Annotated in this window: 12 protein-coding genes; 5 read left to right on the top strand and 7 right to left on the bottom strand. The window is 69.1% G+C overall.

All coding sequences use genetic code 11. The features are described 5' to 3' along the window. Positions 1-121: 121 nt before the first annotated feature. The gene (locus tag ACSEEN_RS07345) at positions 122-1,354 is read right to left on the bottom strand and encodes a metal-dependent hydrolase family protein (RefSeq protein ID WP_298444971.1); all 1,233 of its coding nucleotides are present in this window, start codon (positions 1,352-1,354) and stop codon (positions 122-124) included. Between the two features lie 243 nt (positions 1,355-1,597). On the opposite strand from ACSEEN_RS07345, the gene ACSEEN_RS07350 reads away from it, so the two are divergent. Beyond that, complete coding sequence (locus ACSEEN_RS07350; RefSeq protein WP_440712791.1) at positions 1,598-2,857, top strand: threonine/serine exporter family protein; 1,260 nt, start codon at positions 1,598-1,600, stop codon at positions 2,855-2,857. 105 nt (positions 2,858-2,962) lie between these two features. Here ACSEEN_RS07350 and lpdA read toward each other — a convergent pair whose 3' ends face one another. Beyond that, positions 2,963-4,348, bottom strand: a complete 1,386-nt coding sequence (lpdA, locus tag ACSEEN_RS07355; RefSeq protein WP_247865282.1) for a dihydrolipoyl dehydrogenase — start codon at positions 4,346-4,348, stop codon at positions 2,963-2,965. A gap of 323 nt (positions 4,349-4,671) precedes the next feature. Between lpdA and ACSEEN_RS07360 the strand changes: the two genes are divergently transcribed. From ACSEEN_RS07360 to ACSEEN_RS07375, 4 genes are all read left to right on the top strand, one after another. Next, the gene (locus tag ACSEEN_RS07360; protein ID WP_440712792.1) at positions 4,672-6,072 is read left to right on the top strand and encodes an MFS transporter; all 1,401 of its coding nucleotides are present in this window, start codon (positions 4,672-4,674) and stop codon (positions 6,070-6,072) included. Positions 6,073-6,141: 69 nt separating this feature from the next. Then, positions 6,142-7,383, top strand: a complete 1,242-nt coding sequence (locus ACSEEN_RS07365; RefSeq protein WP_440712793.1) for an oxidoreductase — start codon at positions 6,142-6,144, stop codon at positions 7,381-7,383. 151 nt (positions 7,384-7,534) lie between these two features. Then, entirely contained in the window at positions 7,535-9,610 is a 2,076-nt protein-coding gene (locus ACSEEN_RS07370) for a prolyl oligopeptidase family serine peptidase (RefSeq protein ID WP_440712794.1), read from the top strand. After that, on the top strand, positions 9,607-10,254 hold the full coding sequence (locus ACSEEN_RS07375; RefSeq protein WP_440712795.1) for a (2Fe-2S)-binding protein: 648 nt from the start codon (positions 9,607-9,609) through the stop codon (positions 10,252-10,254). The genes ACSEEN_RS07370 and ACSEEN_RS07375 overlap by 4 nt, the downstream gene beginning before the upstream one ends. A gap of 502 nt (positions 10,255-10,756) precedes the next feature. Here ACSEEN_RS07375 and ACSEEN_RS07380 read toward each other — a convergent pair. The 5 genes from ACSEEN_RS07380 to ACSEEN_RS07400 form a co-directional block, all read right to left on the bottom strand. Continuing rightward, on the bottom strand, positions 10,757-11,569 hold the full coding sequence (locus ACSEEN_RS07380; protein ID WP_440712796.1) for a hypothetical protein: 813 nt from the start codon (positions 11,567-11,569) through the stop codon (positions 10,757-10,759). A 9-nt stretch (positions 11,570-11,578) separates the two neighbouring features. Next, positions 11,579-12,532, bottom strand: coding sequence for a polyphosphate kinase 2 (gene ppk2, locus ACSEEN_RS07385; protein WP_440712797.1), 954 nt, complete (start codon positions 12,530-12,532; stop codon positions 11,579-11,581). Between the two features lie 87 nt (positions 12,533-12,619). Then, entirely contained in the window at positions 12,620-13,063 is a 444-nt protein-coding gene (locus tag ACSEEN_RS07390) for an SRPBCC family protein (RefSeq protein ID WP_247865291.1), read from the bottom strand. Positions 13,064-13,106: 43 nt separating this feature from the next. Beyond that, complete coding sequence (locus ACSEEN_RS07395; protein WP_440712798.1) at positions 13,107-13,916, bottom strand: tyrosine-protein phosphatase; 810 nt, start codon at positions 13,914-13,916, stop codon at positions 13,107-13,109. 54 nt (positions 13,917-13,970) lie between these two features. Then, positions 13,971-14,786 carry a tyrosine-protein phosphatase gene (locus ACSEEN_RS07400; RefSeq protein ID WP_440712799.1) on the bottom strand — a complete coding sequence of 272 codons (816 nt, stop codon included), beginning with the start codon at positions 14,784-14,786 and terminating at the stop codon, positions 13,971-13,973. Positions 14,787-14,792 lie beyond the last annotated feature (6 nt).

Consider the following 14,792-nt stretch of genomic DNA (forward strand, 5'->3'; position numbering starts at 1 on the left):
CCCCCCCCCCCCCCCCCCCCCCCCCCCCCCCCCCCCCCCCCCCCCCCCCCCCCCCCCCCCCCCCCCCCCCCCCCCCCCCCCCCCCCCCCCCCCCCCCCCCCCCGCTGCCGGGAACGACGTGTCAGACCGCGAACGACCCGCGGTTGCTCTTGACCTTGCCCTCCTTGACCACGAGCAGGATGTTGGCGTTGTCACCGACCAGGTCGGCGTCCTGGCTCGGGTCGCCCTTGACCACCACGACGTCGGCGATCTTGCCGTCCTCCAGGGTGCCCAGGGTGTCGAGCAGACCGCACAGTTCGGCAGAGTTCTTGGTGGCCGCGGTGATCGCCTGCAACGGGGTCATGCCGCCGAACTTCACCAGCAGGCCGACCTCGCCGAGGTTCTCACCGTGATCGGGGACCAGGCCGGCGTCGGTGCCGGTGCAGATCTTGATGCCGGCCTCCACCGAGGCACGCACCGAGTCCTGCGCGATCTTGTGCCACTTCTCGCTCTTGGCCACGGCCTGCGGGGTCGCGGTGTCGGGCTTGAGCGTCTCCAGCAGTGTCGGCACCAGGAACTGGCCGTTCTCCACCATCTTCTTGCGCAGTTCGTCGGTCAGCGCGTAGCCGTGCTCGATGCTGCGGACGCCCGCGTTGACCGCGGCCTCGATGCCGGGCAGGCCGATCGCGTGCGCGGCGACCGGGCGCTCACCGTAGTTGTGCCCCTCCTCGACCACCGCGGCGACGAGTTCCTCGCGGGCGCCGAGGTAGTCGGGCTGGTCGTTCGGCGAGGTGACGCCGCCGGAGGAAGCCACCTTGATGACGTCGACGCCCTCGCGGCACAGCTTGCGCGCCTCGACCCGCGCCTCGTCGACGGTGTCGACCAGCACACCGCCGACCAGCTCGGTGCCGGACAGCCCCGACGGGATGTGGAAGTCGGCATGGCCGCCGGTCTGGCTCAGCATCTTGTCGGCGACCAGCACGCGCGGGCCCTCGATCAGGCCGTGTGCGACGGCGTCGCGCACGCCCACGTCGACGCCCATCAGGTCGCGGACCGTGGTCACGCCGGCCTCCAGCGTGGTCTTCAGCCGCGCGATCAGCTGGAAGTAGCGGTACGACGGCGGCACCATCGCCGCCATGATCGGCGACCCCTTGGTGCCGGGCAGCGACAGGTGGACGTGGACGTCGAAGAATCCGGGGCAGATGGTGTTGCCCCCCAGATCGACCTTGGTGGCCGAATCGTCGGCGGCCGGCGCACCCGACGCCGGTCCGGCATAGGCGATCTTGTCCCCGTCGATCACCAGCACGGCGTCGTCGATCGGATCGCCGCCGTTGCCGTCGATCAAGCGGGCGTTGTGCAGAACAGTCGTCGTCATACCTAACTACTTACACCGCGATCTCACTCCCCACTCGGCTTCTCCCGGCGGTACGGCGGCGAGTTGCGAAAGATGGCACAGATTGCATGGATTCCGCCCGAATCGACCGGTCGACCAGGCTCGGCAGACCCGTCGCGCGCATTCCGTGTCAGCCGTCGGGCGCGGACTCCGACGAGGTCGTTCGGCGCGGGCGGCGGACCGATACACTCTCCACGACCACCGCAGAGACCGAGGTCAGGGCACATGGCAGACGGCACGCCGCAGCAGGGCGGCACCAGCGACGACGAAATGGCGATCCTCGTCGCCGACATCGGCGACGCGCTCACCAGGTCGTCGTATCCGGTCCCGGAGACCAGCATGGTGCTCGACCAGATCTGCAGGGCGTACGGCGCCGACATCACCAGCGAGGTCTTCGCGAGCTACATCATCTCGCTGAACCGGAGCACCGGAAAGGTCGCGGTCTCGAACACCCGGGGGTCGTTCCGGTTCGACCAGATCGCCGCCACCGAGCATCTGGTGCATCAACTCAAAGAGGCCGCGCTGCCGATCGACGAAGCGCGCGCCCGGCTGCACGCGATCTCCACGTCCCGGCCCCCGGTCAACCCGATCATCCGGATCCTCGGCTACGCGCTGATGGCGCTCGGTTTCTCGCTCTGCTTCCGGATGAGTTTCAACGCCACCCTCATCGCCGTCATCGTCTCCGTTCCGATCGCCGCGATCTCCCTGTGGAGCAGCATCAAGGGCACCCTGGCCGCTCTGATGCCGGTGCTGCTGACCTTCCTGTCCGCGCTGGTGATCACGCTGTGGGCCATCCACGTCACCGATGCCGATCCGGTGCGGCTCGCGGTGATCCCGGTGCTGACGCTGATCCCGGGCGCCGCGCTGACCACCGCCCTCATCGAACTCACCACGGGCGACATGATCGCCGGCTCCACCCGGCTGATCTCGGCGCTCGTGGTGCTGCTGTCGATGGCCTTCGGTCTGGCCCTGGCCATCGACATCGTCGGCGTCACCCAGCAGGAGCTCCGGGATCTGACGATCACGCAGGCGCCGTCGTGGGTGCTCTGGGTGGCCGCGCCGATCTTCGCCGTGGGCGCCATTCTGTACTTCTGCACCCCGAGGGCGGCGTGGGCCGCGACCGTGCTGGTCGGCTTCGGCACCTTCTGGCTCACCCAGCTGTTGCAACAGGCCATCAACCCGGCGTTCGCCGGCGGCCTCGCCCTGGGCGCCGCACTGCTGGTGTGCTGGGCGCTGAACGCCCACATCCGGAACAACCCGGGGGTCCTGGTGGTCTTTCTGCCGACCTTCTGGCTCATGGTGCCCGGGTCGATGGGCTTCGTGGCTCTCAGCGGCGACATCACCCAGGACCGCGAGCTGAGCGGCCTCGGCGGCAACGCCGCCCTCTCCCTGCTGAGCATGGCGATCTGCATGATGATCGCATCGGTGCTCGCCCCGGCCGTCACCCGCTCGCTCTACCGGAAGAAGCCCGCCGACGCGCGGTGATCCTCGACCACCGCTCTCCGTTCGCGCACCTGAATCCCGTTGCTCCACCCGGTCTGTTCCGGGTGGAGCAACGGGATCCGGCAGGTGGAACCGCGCCGGGTGAACCTACAGGTTGATCATGTGGCCGATGGCGCCGTGGAAGGTCTCCTGCAGCGCCTCGCTCATGGTCGGGTGGGTGTGCACGTTGCGGGCCAGTTCACGTGCGGTGAGGTCCCACTTCTGCGCGAGGGTCAGCTCGGGCAGCATCTCGGAGACGTTGTCGCCGACCAGGTGGCCGCCGAGCAGTTCGTCGGTGTCGGCGTTGGTGACCAGCTTGACGAAACCGGCGGTCGCGTTCAGGCCCTGCGCCTTGCCGTTGGCGGAGAACGGGAACTTGGTGACCTTCACGTTGTAGCCCTCGTCCTTCGCCTGCGCCTCGGTGAGCCCGAAGGAGGCGACCTGCGGCTGGCAGAACGTGGCGCGCGGCATCATCCGGTAGTCACCGAGCGGCATGGTCTCGGCGCCGGCCATCGTCTCGGCGGCGACCACGCCCTGTGCCTCGGCCACGTGCGCGAGCATCAGCTTCGCGGTGACGTCGCCGATGGCGTAGATGCCGGGCACGTTGGTGCGCATGTGGTCGTCGATCGCGATGGCGCCGCGATCGGTGAGCTCCACCCCGGTGCTCTCCAGGCCGAAGCCTTCGGTGCGCGGGGCGAAGCCGACCGACATCAGGACCTTGTCGACGGTGATACCGGCCTCGGCGCCCTTCGGGTCCTTGTAGGTCACGACGACCTGTGAGCCCTGGTCGTCGACGGTCTGCACGGCGGTGCCGGTGAGGATCTTGACGCCGAGCTTCTTGTACTGCTTGGCGATCTCCTTGGAGATCTCCTCGTCCTCGTTCGGCAGGACGCGCGGCAGGAACTCGATGATGGTGACGTCGACGCCGTAGTTGGCGAGGACGTAGCCGAACTCCATGCCGATCGCGCCGGCGCCGACGATGGCGATGGAGCCGGGCAGGTCGCGGGTGAGGATCTGCTGTTCGTAGGTGACGACGTTCTCGGACAGCTCCACGCCCGGGAGCAGGCGGACCGTCGAACCGGTGTCGATGATGACGTTGTCGAAGGTGATGACGCGGTCACCGACCCGGAGCGTCTTGGGCCCCTCGAAGATGCCGTAGCCGTCGATCTCGGTGATGCCGTTCTTCTTCATCAGGAAGTGAACGCCCTTGACGATGCCGTCGGACACCTTGCGGCTGCGGTCGAAGGCGGCGCCGAAGTCGAACGAGACGTCGCCGGACATGCCGAAGACCTTCGCCTCGTGGTTGAACACGTGCGCCAGCTCCGCGTTGCGCAGCAGCGCCTTCGACGGGATACAGCCGACGTTCAGACAGACACCTCCCCACCACTTCTCCTCGATCACCGCGGTTTTCATGCCGAGCTGAGCGGACCGGATCGCGGCCACATACCCACCCGGACCAGCCCCAAGGACAACTGTGTCAAAGTGTTCAGTCACGGCGTCCAGACTAGACCTCGGCGCGCGTGCGCGCAGGCCCCTGGACGTGCCGCGTGCCACTCTCCACCCCCGCTGTGAACCGGGTGCGATGCGTCGCTCACGGACCCGGCCGAACCCGCGTGTCGAACATATGTTCGATGAACTGTTGGGGGATTTGCCGACTTTCCGCTCCCGCGCAGGTCACCCGGGAGAAGTCCGGTGCGGTCGTGGCGGTCGTGGGCGCGGGGCGGGCGACATCGCCGACGGACCCGAGTAGAGGTCGATGCAGCAGAGGTCGCGACATACACAACGCACACACATCGACACCAGAACCGGACCCGAACATGAGCCCCGCAAATACCCGAGATCTGCCCGCCCTCCCGGAGAAGGCGCCCGACCCCGATCCTTCGGTGATCCGGAAGGCGATCTCCGCATCCGCCATCGGCAACGCCACCGAGTGGTACGACTACGGCGTCTACGCGGCGACGGCCACCTACCTCACCCACGCCTTCTTCCCGGGATCGCTCGGCGCCATCGGCACCATGCTGGGCTTCGCCATCTCGTTCGTCCTGCGGCCGCTGGGCGGCTTCATCTGGGGCCCGATCGGCGACCGCCTCGGCCGCAAACACGTCCTGGCGATCACCATTCTGCTGATCTCCCTGTCCACCGCGCTGATCGGCGTCCTGCCGACACACGCGGTCGCCGGGGTCTGGGCGCCGATTCTGCTGATCGGGCTGCGGGTGATCCAGGGCTTCTCCACCGGCGGCGAGTACGGCGGTGCGGCGACCTTCATGGCCGAATACTCACCGGACCGCAAGCGCGGCCGCTACGGCAGCTTCCTCGAATTCGGCACGCTCGCCGGATTCGCCTCGGGCACCGCGCTGGTGCTGCTGCTGAACCTCGCGCTCACCGACGACCAGATGTACACGTGGGGCTGGCGCCTGCCGTTCCTGCTCGCGCTCCCACTGGGTCTGGTCGGCCTCTACCTGCGATCGCAGCTGGAGGACTCCCCGGTCTTCACCGAGATCGAGGAGCACGTGACCGAGGAGGTGGAGGTCTCCACCTGGGCCAAGCTGAAGCAGACCGTCGTCGACTACTGGCGGCCGATCGCGATCATGTTCGGCATGGTGGTGGCGCTCAACGTCGCCAATTACACCCTGCTCGCCTTCCAGCCGGAGTACCTGAAGAGCACCATCGGCCTGTCCGAGGACGCCGGCTCGGCGGTGGTGCTGATCGGCCAGGTCGCGATGATGTGCCTGATCCCGTTCTTCGGCCGCTGGTCGGACCGGACCGGCCGCAAACCGATGTGGTGGGCGTCGCTGGCCGGCCTGTTCGTGCTGTCGCTACCGATGTACTGGCTGATGGGTCAGGGCTTCGGCTGGGCGATCGCCGGTTTCGTGGTGCTGGGCATCCTCTACATCCCGCAGCTGGCGACCATCTCGGCCACTTTCCCGGCGATGTTCCCCACGCACGTACGCTATGCGGGCTTCGCCGTCTCGTACAACCTGTCGACGGCGCTGTTCGGCGGTACCGCGCCGCTGGTCAACGAGGCGGTCGTGAGTTCCACAGGCTGGAACCTCTTCCCCGCCGTCTATCTGATGGGCGCGTGCGTCATCGGCATGGTGGCGCTGCTGTTCCTGCGCGAGACCGCGGGCTGCTCGATCCGCGGCACGTCGATTCCGGGCGAGACGCCGGAGCGCGCCGACGACGAGGCCCCCGAACTGGCCGGCGCCGCCACTCGGTGAGCACTCCCCCGGAGCCGTTCGGCAGCCCGCGGATTGATGACCAGAAATAGAACGTGTTCTCATATTGGTATGCCTCCCGTTTCCGGCACGCCGCCCGTCGACCCGTTCGCACCCGCCCGGCTCGGCCCGCTGCGGTTGCGCAACCGGCTGATCAAGTGCGCGACCTTCGAGGGGATGACCCCCGAGGCGCTGGTCACCGACGACCTGATCGAGTTCCACCGGGAGCACGCGGCGGGCGGCGTCGCGATCAGCACCGTGGCGTACTGCGCGATCTCGCCGGAGGGCCGCACCGACCGCCATCAGATCTGGCTGCGCGAGGCGGCGGTGCCGGGCCTGCGCCGCCTGACCGGCGCGATCCACGACGAGGGTGCGCTGGCCGCGGCGCAGCTCGGGCACGCCGGCGCGGTGGCGAACTCGACCTCGAACGGCGCCAAGGCGCTGGGCCCGGGCGCCATCCCCGCGCCGATGGGCATGTCGCTGACGCACAAGATCGGCCTCGACGAGATCCCAGCGCTGCGGACGCGGTTCGCCGATGCGGCCCGCCTCGCCGTCGACTCCGGGTTCGACGCGATCGAGGTGCACTGCGGCCACAACTATCTGCTCAGCTCGTTCCTCTCACCGCTGCTCAATCACCGTCGTGACGCGTACGGCGGGTCGTTGGTGAACCGCGCACGACTCGCCCGCGAGGTCCTCGAATCCGTCCGGGAGGCGGTCGGATCCGGCGTCGCGGTCTGGGCCAAGCTCAACATGTACGACGGCGTGGGCCGCCCCGGTCCCGGCCGCGGTCCGAAGCCGTGGCGCGGCTTCAACGTCGACGAGGCCTGCGAGGTGGCCCGGCTCTTCGAGGCCGACGGTCATCTCGACGCGATCGAACCGACCGCGGGCAGTTCGCTGCTGAACCCGATGTACTTGTTTCACGGCGCCGCGCCGCGCGCGTCGTTCGCGCGGGCCTTCCACGGGCCGATGCGGGCCGGCCTGAAGATCGGCGGCCCCTTCTTCCTGAAGGCCTACCCGTACCGCGACGCCTACCTGCTGCCGCTGGCCCGCGAACTGCGCGCGGCCACCGCACTGCCGGTCATCCTGCTGGGCGGGGTGACCGACCGGGCGAGCATGGACCTGGCCCTGGCCGAGGGCTTCGACTTCGTGGCGATGGGCCGCGCCCTCCTGCGCGAGCCGGACCTGCCGCGCCGCATCGCCGCCGACCCGGCGACGGCGTCGAAGTGCGTGCACTGCAACGAGTGCATGCCGACCATCTACTCCCACACCCGCTGCCCCATCCGCACGGGCGAACTCCCCGACCCCGTCGCCTGACGAGCGGCATCCGGAGGAATCTGTCGCGGATTCTGTCGTGCCCGAAATCCGTCGCGGGGATGACCCTGGATCCGGCAAGATCAGCGACGTCCGGCGATCGCCGACAAGATCCGCGACGGATCGCGGAGGGTCCGAGCGCTAGCCTGGCCGGGTGGACAACGATCCCTATCTCTGGCTGGAAGACGTCACCGGCGAGCGGGCCCTGGACTGGGTGCGGGCGCACAACGAACCGACGGTCGCCGAGCTGACCGGCTCGCCGCGCTTCGCCGAACTGGAAGCCGGGGCGCTGGAAGTGCTCGACACCGACGACAAGATCCCGTACGTCCGCCGCCGCGGGGAGTACCTGTACAACTTCTGGCGCGACGCGAAGAACCCGAAGGGACTGTGGCGGCGCACCACGCTCGACTCGTATCGCACCGACAGCACACATTGGGACGTCCTGATCGACGTCGACGCACTCGCCGACGCCGAAGGCGAGAACTGGGTGTGGGCGCGCGTCAGCCTCTGCTTCCCCGACTACGACCGCGCACTGGTCGCACTCTCGCGCGGCGGCGCGGACGCCACCGTCGTGCGGGAATTCGATGTGGCGCAGCGTGCCTGGGTCGCCCCGGAAGACGGCGGATTCGCCCTGCCCGAGGCCAAGAGTTCGGTTTCCTGGATCGACCGGGACACCGTGTACGTCGGCACCGACTTCGCGTCGACGCCCGACGGGCTGCCCGCGATGACCACGTCCGGCTACCCGCGCACCGCGCGACGCTGGGTCCGCGGCACCGCCCTCGACGACGCCCCGACGGTCTACGCGGGCGAGGTGAGCGACGTCGCGGCCGGTGTCTCCTACGACCACACGCCCGGCTTCGAGCGCCACTTCGCGTCCCGGTCGACCGACTTCTTCAACTCCCTCTCGTACGACCTGACCTCGGGAGAGCCGGTACTCATCGACGTGCCGACCGACGCGCACTTCGCGGTGCACCACGATCACCTCCTGGTGATGCCCCGGCAGGACTGGACCATCGGCGACCCCTCGACGGGCTCAGGGAGCGTGGTGCGCCCGACCGGATCGCTCCTGGTCTTCGACTACCCGGCGTTCCTGGCCGGCGACCGCACACACCGCGCGCTCTTCGTCCCGGACGCGCACACCAGCCTGGAGTCGTACGCCTTCACCCGTACCCGGCTGGTGCTGACCACGCTGCACGACGTCGCCACCCGCATCCAGGTGCTGACGCTCGACGACTGGGAACCGGCACCGATCACCGGCCTCCCCGAGTTCGCGACGGTGTCGGTCATCGACACCGATCCCGACCACAGCGACGAGATCTGGCTCAGCGCGAGCTCGTTCACGCAGGCACCGAGCCTGCTGTACGGCGACGCGACCACCGGGGTCGACGTGCTCAAGTCCGCGCCGGAGTTCTTCGATGCCATCGGCGTGACGGCCCGGCAGTTCTTCGCCACGTCCGATGACGGCACCGCCATCCCCTACTTCGTGGTCCAGCGCGACGACGGCGACGGGCCGCGCCCCACCCTGCTGTACGGCTACGGCGGTTTCGAGAACTCGCTGACACCCGGCTATTCGGCGATCGCCGGCCGCAGCTGGATCGCCCGCGGCGGCAGCTACGTGGTCGCCAACATCCGCGGCGGCGGCGAGTACGGCCCGGCCTGGCACACGCAGGCGCAGAAGGCCGGGCGTCACCTGGTGTACGAGGATTTCGCGGCGGTCGCGCGCGACCTGGTCGCCCGGGGCTTCACGACGCCGGCGCAGCTCGGCGCCCAGGGCGGGTCGAACGGCGGTCTCCTGATGGGCGTCATGCTGACCCGCTATCCCGAGTTGTTCGGCGCACTGGTCTGCCAGGTGCCGCTGCTGGACATGAAGCGCTACCACCTGCTGCTGGCCGGCGCGTCGTGGATGGCCGAGTACGGCGACCCCGACGACCCCGACGAGTGGGCCTTCCTCGGCGAGTACTCGCCGTACCAGCGGCTGACCGCCGACGCCGAGTACCCGCCGCTGCTGATGACCACTTCCACCCGCGACGACCGGGTCCACCCCGGGCACGCCCGCAAGTTCGTGGCGCGGATGGAGGAGATGGGCTACCGCCCGGCGTACTTCGAGAACATCGAGGGCGGGCACGGCGGGGCCGCCGACAACGCGCAGGCCGCGTTCAAGTCGGCGCTCGCCTACGAGTTCCTGTGGCGCACGATCGGCGGTGATCCGGGCGCGGCGGTGACCGGATGACCTCCGGGGACCCCGGCCTGGCCGACGCGCTGACCCGGATCCGGGCGGTCACCCCCTACTTCGAGCTGCACCACGGCCCCGGCGAGGAGCAGGTGGGTCTTCCGACGCGACGACTCCGCGATCCGGATGTCGCGGGCCCGCTGTTCGACGGTCTCGCCGCCGCGCTCGGCACCAGCGAGAGGCGCGTCGCCGTCTCGATGCTGTTCCTCGACTACGCCGCGCATCTGTGGTCGGTCGCCCTCGGCACGGCCCTGCTGACCGGGCGCAGCGCCGATCTGGACCCCGATACCCTGCGGTTCCGCCGGGACGGCACGACGACGACTCTCCACACCGGCCTGGCCCGGCCGGGCGGCACCCCGGCCGGGGAAGTGCTCGACCGGCAGCTGGAGCCGCTGGTCGCGGCGTGGAGCGCAGACGTCTCGGCGGGACTGCTCTGGGGGAACGCCGCGTCGTGCGTGGTCAGCACGGGTGCGCTGCTCGGCCCGGCCAGCGCCGGGCTGGTGGCCGAGACGCTGTCCGATCCCCGGCTCGCGGACGCGCTCGATCCGGTGACCCGGCGCCGCCGGAGCTGCTGCCTCTACTACCGGTCGTCGACGGGCGGCTACTGCGGGGATTGCGCGCTCACTCCGCCCGCCGGTGGCTGATCCGCCCCGACCCCACCAGCCCGCTGAGCCGACCCGAGCGCACCAGCCCGCTGACCCGACCCCAGCCCCCACCAGCCCGTTGAGCCGACCCGAGCCCGCAAGGGCGCCCTTCGACGCCGCGTCGTCGCACGCTCCGCCGCGCCAGCTCAGGACCCGGGACGAGTCGAAACGAACCACCAGTCGAGAGAGGCGTTTCGACACGGCCGGGCCCCAGCGGGCCCGTCCGGCTCAACGAGCTGACAACGACCGCCCGCCGAGCCGACCCGAGCCCCAACCAGCCGGTTGAGCCGACCCGAGCGCACCAGCCCGTTGACCCGACCCCAGCCCCCACCAGCCCGTTGAGCCGACCCGAGCCCGCAAGGGCGCCCTTCGACGCCGCGTCGTCGCACGCTCCGCCGCGCCAGCTCAGGACCCGGGACGAGTCGAAACGAACCACCAGCCAAGAGAGACGTCTCGACACGGCCGGGCCCTGAGGGGCCCGTCCGGCGGGGCGAGCTGATAGCTACGCCCGGCGGCGGAGAGCGACCGTCGCGATGACACCGAGAAGCGCCACCAGGAGACCCACACCGCCGGTGATCAGCGAGGTCACGGTCAGCTGGTGCAGGATGTCACCGGCCACCACCTTGACGGTCTGCTGGGTGCTCAGGTCGCTCGCCGAGACGCTGTCGGCCGCGCGTCGTTGCAGGTAGGTGGCGATCAGCGCGCCGATCACTCCGGCCGCGAACGCATCGATACCGAGCCAGGCGATCACCGCCGCGCGGTTGCGGCCGAGCACCAGCGCCAGGATCCCGGCGATCGCCGCGACGATCACCGACGCCCAGGCGGCCACGGTCAGCTGCTTGCCCGTCTGCTCCATCGAGCCCGCGGTGAGCCGGTTCTGATCCACCGGGACGATGATCTGCCGGTCGAGGTGCAGCTGGATCGGTGCGTCGAGCAGCGCCGAGTTCACCATCGGAGTGATGTCCAGGTCCATCTCGTGCAGGCTGGTGCGCGGTCCCGGCGCGGTGAACAGCCAGGCGTGCTGCTGCCGGGCGATCTCGGTGAAGTCCGTGACGAACTGCGGGCTCTGCGTGTACTGCGTCGCCAGCGGTTTCACCACGCTCGCGGTGAGCGGGATGTCGGTGGCCGCCGAGACCTCGTCGGCGATCTTGCCGGCGAAGTACTCCTGTACCTGCGGCTTCTCAGCGGCCTGCGCGGCGGCATCGGTGAACCCGCTCGCCGACACCACCGTCACGGTGCTCCACATGGTGGGCACCGCGATGATCATGGCGATGCCGGCGACGGCGACGAGGATTCCGGTCAGGAAGGAACGCACGTCAGCCGATCACTCACCGATGGTGTCGCGCGCACGGGCCACGATCAGCGGATCGGGCTCGCCGACCAGCTCGTGATCCTTGCCGTCGTACTCGTGCAGGCTCAGCACGTACCGCATCGCGTTGAGGCGAGCGCGCTTCTTGTCGTTGCTCTTCACCACGGTCCACGGCGCCCAGTCGGTGTCCGTCTCGGCGAACATGTTCTCCTTGGCATCGGAGTACGAGTTCCAGCGGTCCAGGGAGGCCAGGTCCATCGGCGACAGCTTCCACTGGCGCACCGGGTCGATCTGCCGGATCGCGAACCGGGTGCGCTGCTCCAGCGGGCTCACCGAGAACCAGAACTTGACCAGGCTGATGCCGTCGTCGACCAGCATCTTCTCGAAGGCCGGGGCCTGCTCGAGGAACTGCCGGTACTGCTCGGGGGTGCAGAAGCTCATCACTCGCTCCACGCCCGCGCGGTTGTACCAGGAGCGGTCGAAGAAGACCATCTCGCCGGCCGCCGGCAGATGCTGCACGTAGCGCTGGAAGTACCACTCGGTGGACTCGCGCTCGGACGGCTTCTCCAGCGCGACGATGCGCGCACCGCGGGGATTGAGGTGCTCGTTGAAGCGCTTGATGGTGCCACCCTTGCCCGCGGCGTCGCGCCCCTCGAAGACCAGCAGGTGGCGGATGCCGTTCTGCTTGGTCCACTTCTGCAGCTTGAGGAGCTCGACCTGCAGCAGACGCTTCTGGGTCTCGTACTCGCCGCGGTCCATCCGCTCGTCGTACGGGTAGTCCTCGCGCCAGGTGTCGACCACATTGCGCTGGGGAAGGGTGAGCAGGATCGGGTCGTCATCGTCGTCATCGACGACGACGAAGCCACTGGTGTCGGTCAGGTCAACGACGTTCTGCAGGGCTTTGCGGCCGGACACCTTGCTCAGGTCCGCGCCGATCTCGATGTTGTCGAGGGAGATGTAGTCGTCCACACCCCCACCCTATCGGCAGATGCGCCCGCGCGACGGGTGAGGGCGGGACGGCGTCGCAGATCACTCGATGAGTGACGCCGGAACGGGCTACTCGGCGGCGCGGCGCTCCGACTCGGCGGTCAGACCCTTCTGGGCGGTCTCGGCGGCCGCCTTCTGGCCCTTCTTGACCAGGAAGCCGGGCAGCTTGATCTTCAGGTCGATCTCCAGCGCGAAGACGACGTGCGTCGAGTTCTCCCCGGTGGACGTCAGCGTGTACGAGCCCTGCTGCTCGGACAGCTGGGAACTCTCCAGCAGCGTCCACGAGCAGACGTTCTCGGTCCAGGTGTAGGCCAGCTCCTGGGTGTCGTTGATGCCGACCATGCCGACGGTGATCTTCACCTTGTCGGGCGTGCCGTCGTCGTGCGTGGTGAGGACCTCCGCCGCGCTGTGCGCACTGGACCAGTCCGGGAGCGCCGGAATGTCCTGCAGGACCTCCATCACCACGGACGCGGGGGCGTTGATGTCGAATTCGTTGGATATCGAGACAGCCATGGAGTAAACCTACCTTTCCCGGACCTGGTTTTCGGCGGGTGTCTCAGTCTGAGAGGAAGGTGTCACGCAAACGCGCTTGCGCGTCGGCGTCGATACCCAGTCCGTCGGCGAAATAGGTGGCCACGTCGCCGAAGGTCTTCTCCAGTTCGCCGAACGCGGCGTCGAGGTAGCTGCGGTCGACGCCGAGCAGCGGCTTCAGGAGTTCCGGGTCACCGCCGAGGGACGCGAACCTGTCGAACAGCGGCGCCAGCGCGGGCAGCAGCCGGTTGTTGGTCTCCAGATAGTCCGCGTACACGGCGTCGCGATCGACGCCCATCACGGAGAGGAAGCTCGCCGCGGCCCATCCGGTGCGATCCTTGCCCGTCGTGCAGTGGAACAGCGCCGGACCGTGGTCCTCACCCAGCAGCCCGAGATAGAGGCGCCGGTACGACGCCTTCGCGCTCCCCATGGTGACGAAGCCGCGGTAGGTGTCGGCCATCAACTCGGCGACCGCACCGTCCATCTGCGCGGTGAGCCGGTGGACCACCTCCGGATCGTCGAGGATCCGGCCGAGGTCACCGGGCACCGCCTGTGCGCGGTCGGCAAGCACGTCGAGCGGAACACCGGTCACACCGTCGATCGCCGGGTCGGGCAGTGCGCGCCGCTCCGCCGCCGACCGGAGGTCGTAGACGGTACGCAGGCGCAGCGGCGCCAGGACATCGCGAGCACCGGCCGGCACCGACCGGAAATCGGTGGAGCGGAACAGCTTTCCCGTGCGGACGGGCCGCCCACCGGCCCCGGTCCAGCCGCCGAGGTCGCGCAGATTCGGAAGAACCGAGATGGGGCTGAGCGCGGGCAGGCCGGCCGTCGTCATGCGGGCCGCGCCGAGCACGAGGCGGGCCGGCGCACCCCGCGAGCCGGGCTCGTGTCAGGCACCGGCCAGGTACCGTTCGCGCAGCGTGCCGATCGCGGACGCGTCGAGGCCGAGCACCTTCTCGGCGTACCCGTCGAACGAGCCCCAGCCCTTCTCGACCAGCGAGAACGCGACGTCCAGGTAGTCCTTCTCGACACCGAGAACCGCATTGATCGCGTCGGCCTGCCCGCCCATTCCCTCGAATTTGGCGATGATCGGGGACAGCGCGGGCAGCAGCCGGTCGTTGGTGAGCAGATAGTCGGTGTAGACGTCCTCGATGGGGACGCCCATCAGCGTCAGGAACGACGCCGCGGCCCACCCGGTGCGATCCTTCCCCGTGGTGCAGTGGAAGAGCGTCGGGGTGAGTTCACCGGCGAGCATCGTCGAATAGAACTCGCGGTAGTACTTCTGCGCGCTCGCGGAGTTGATCAGCTCGTCGTAGGTCTCGATCATCGCGGCCTTCGCCTTGTCGACGGTGAACTCGCTCACGACGGCGTGCAACGACGCCGGGTCGTCCATCACCTTGCCCAGGTTCGCGCCGAGGGCCGAACCGGTGGCGTCCTCCAGGATGTTCAGGTGCAGTCCGCGCACGCCCGGGAGCGACGGGTCCGGGCACTGCGCGCTCTCCGGATCGGTGCGCAGGTCGACGATCGTCTGCAGCCCGAGCGCTTCGACCCCCGCCCGGTCGGTGTCACTGGTGTTCAGGAACTCGGTACTGCGGAATACCAGGCCGGGCTTGACGGTCTTCCCGTCGGCGGCCGGCCAGTGGCCCAGATCGCGGAAGTTCGGGAGGCTCGGAAAGGGACTGGGGGCACCAGGAGTCGCGGTCACGCCGTT

Origin of the sequence: Gordonia marina (assembly GCF_052036135.1) — a bacterium.
Classification (GTDB): Bacteria; Actinomycetota; Actinomycetes; order Mycobacteriales; family Mycobacteriaceae; genus Gordonia.

Bases quoted from the DNA above. Each gene is read 5' to 3' on its own strand.
- ACSEEN_RS07390 (WP_247865291.1), bottom strand. From the start codon at position 13,063: ATGGCTGTCTCGATATCCAACGAATTCGACATCAACGCCCCCGCGTCC.
- ACSEEN_RS07375 (WP_440712795.1), top strand. From the start codon at position 9,607: ATGACCTCCGGGGACCCCGGCCTGGCCGACGCGCTGACCCGGATCCGG.
- ACSEEN_RS07365 (WP_440712793.1), top strand. From the start codon at position 6,142: ATGCCTCCCGTTTCCGGCACGCCGCCCGTCGACCCGTTCGCACCCGCC.
- ACSEEN_RS07350 (WP_440712791.1), top strand. From the start codon at position 1,598: ATGGCAGACGGCACGCCGCAGCAGGGCGGCACCAGCGACGACGAAATG.
- ACSEEN_RS07345 (WP_298444971.1), bottom strand. From the start codon at position 1,354: ATGACGACGACTGTTCTGCACAACGCCCGCTTGATCGACGGCAACGGC.
- ACSEEN_RS07395 (WP_440712798.1), bottom strand. From the start codon at position 13,916: ATGACGACGGCCGGCCTGCCCGCGCTCAGCCCCATCTCGGTTCTTCCG.
- ACSEEN_RS07360 (WP_440712792.1), top strand. From the start codon at position 4,672: ATGAGCCCCGCAAATACCCGAGATCTGCCCGCCCTCCCGGAGAAGGCG.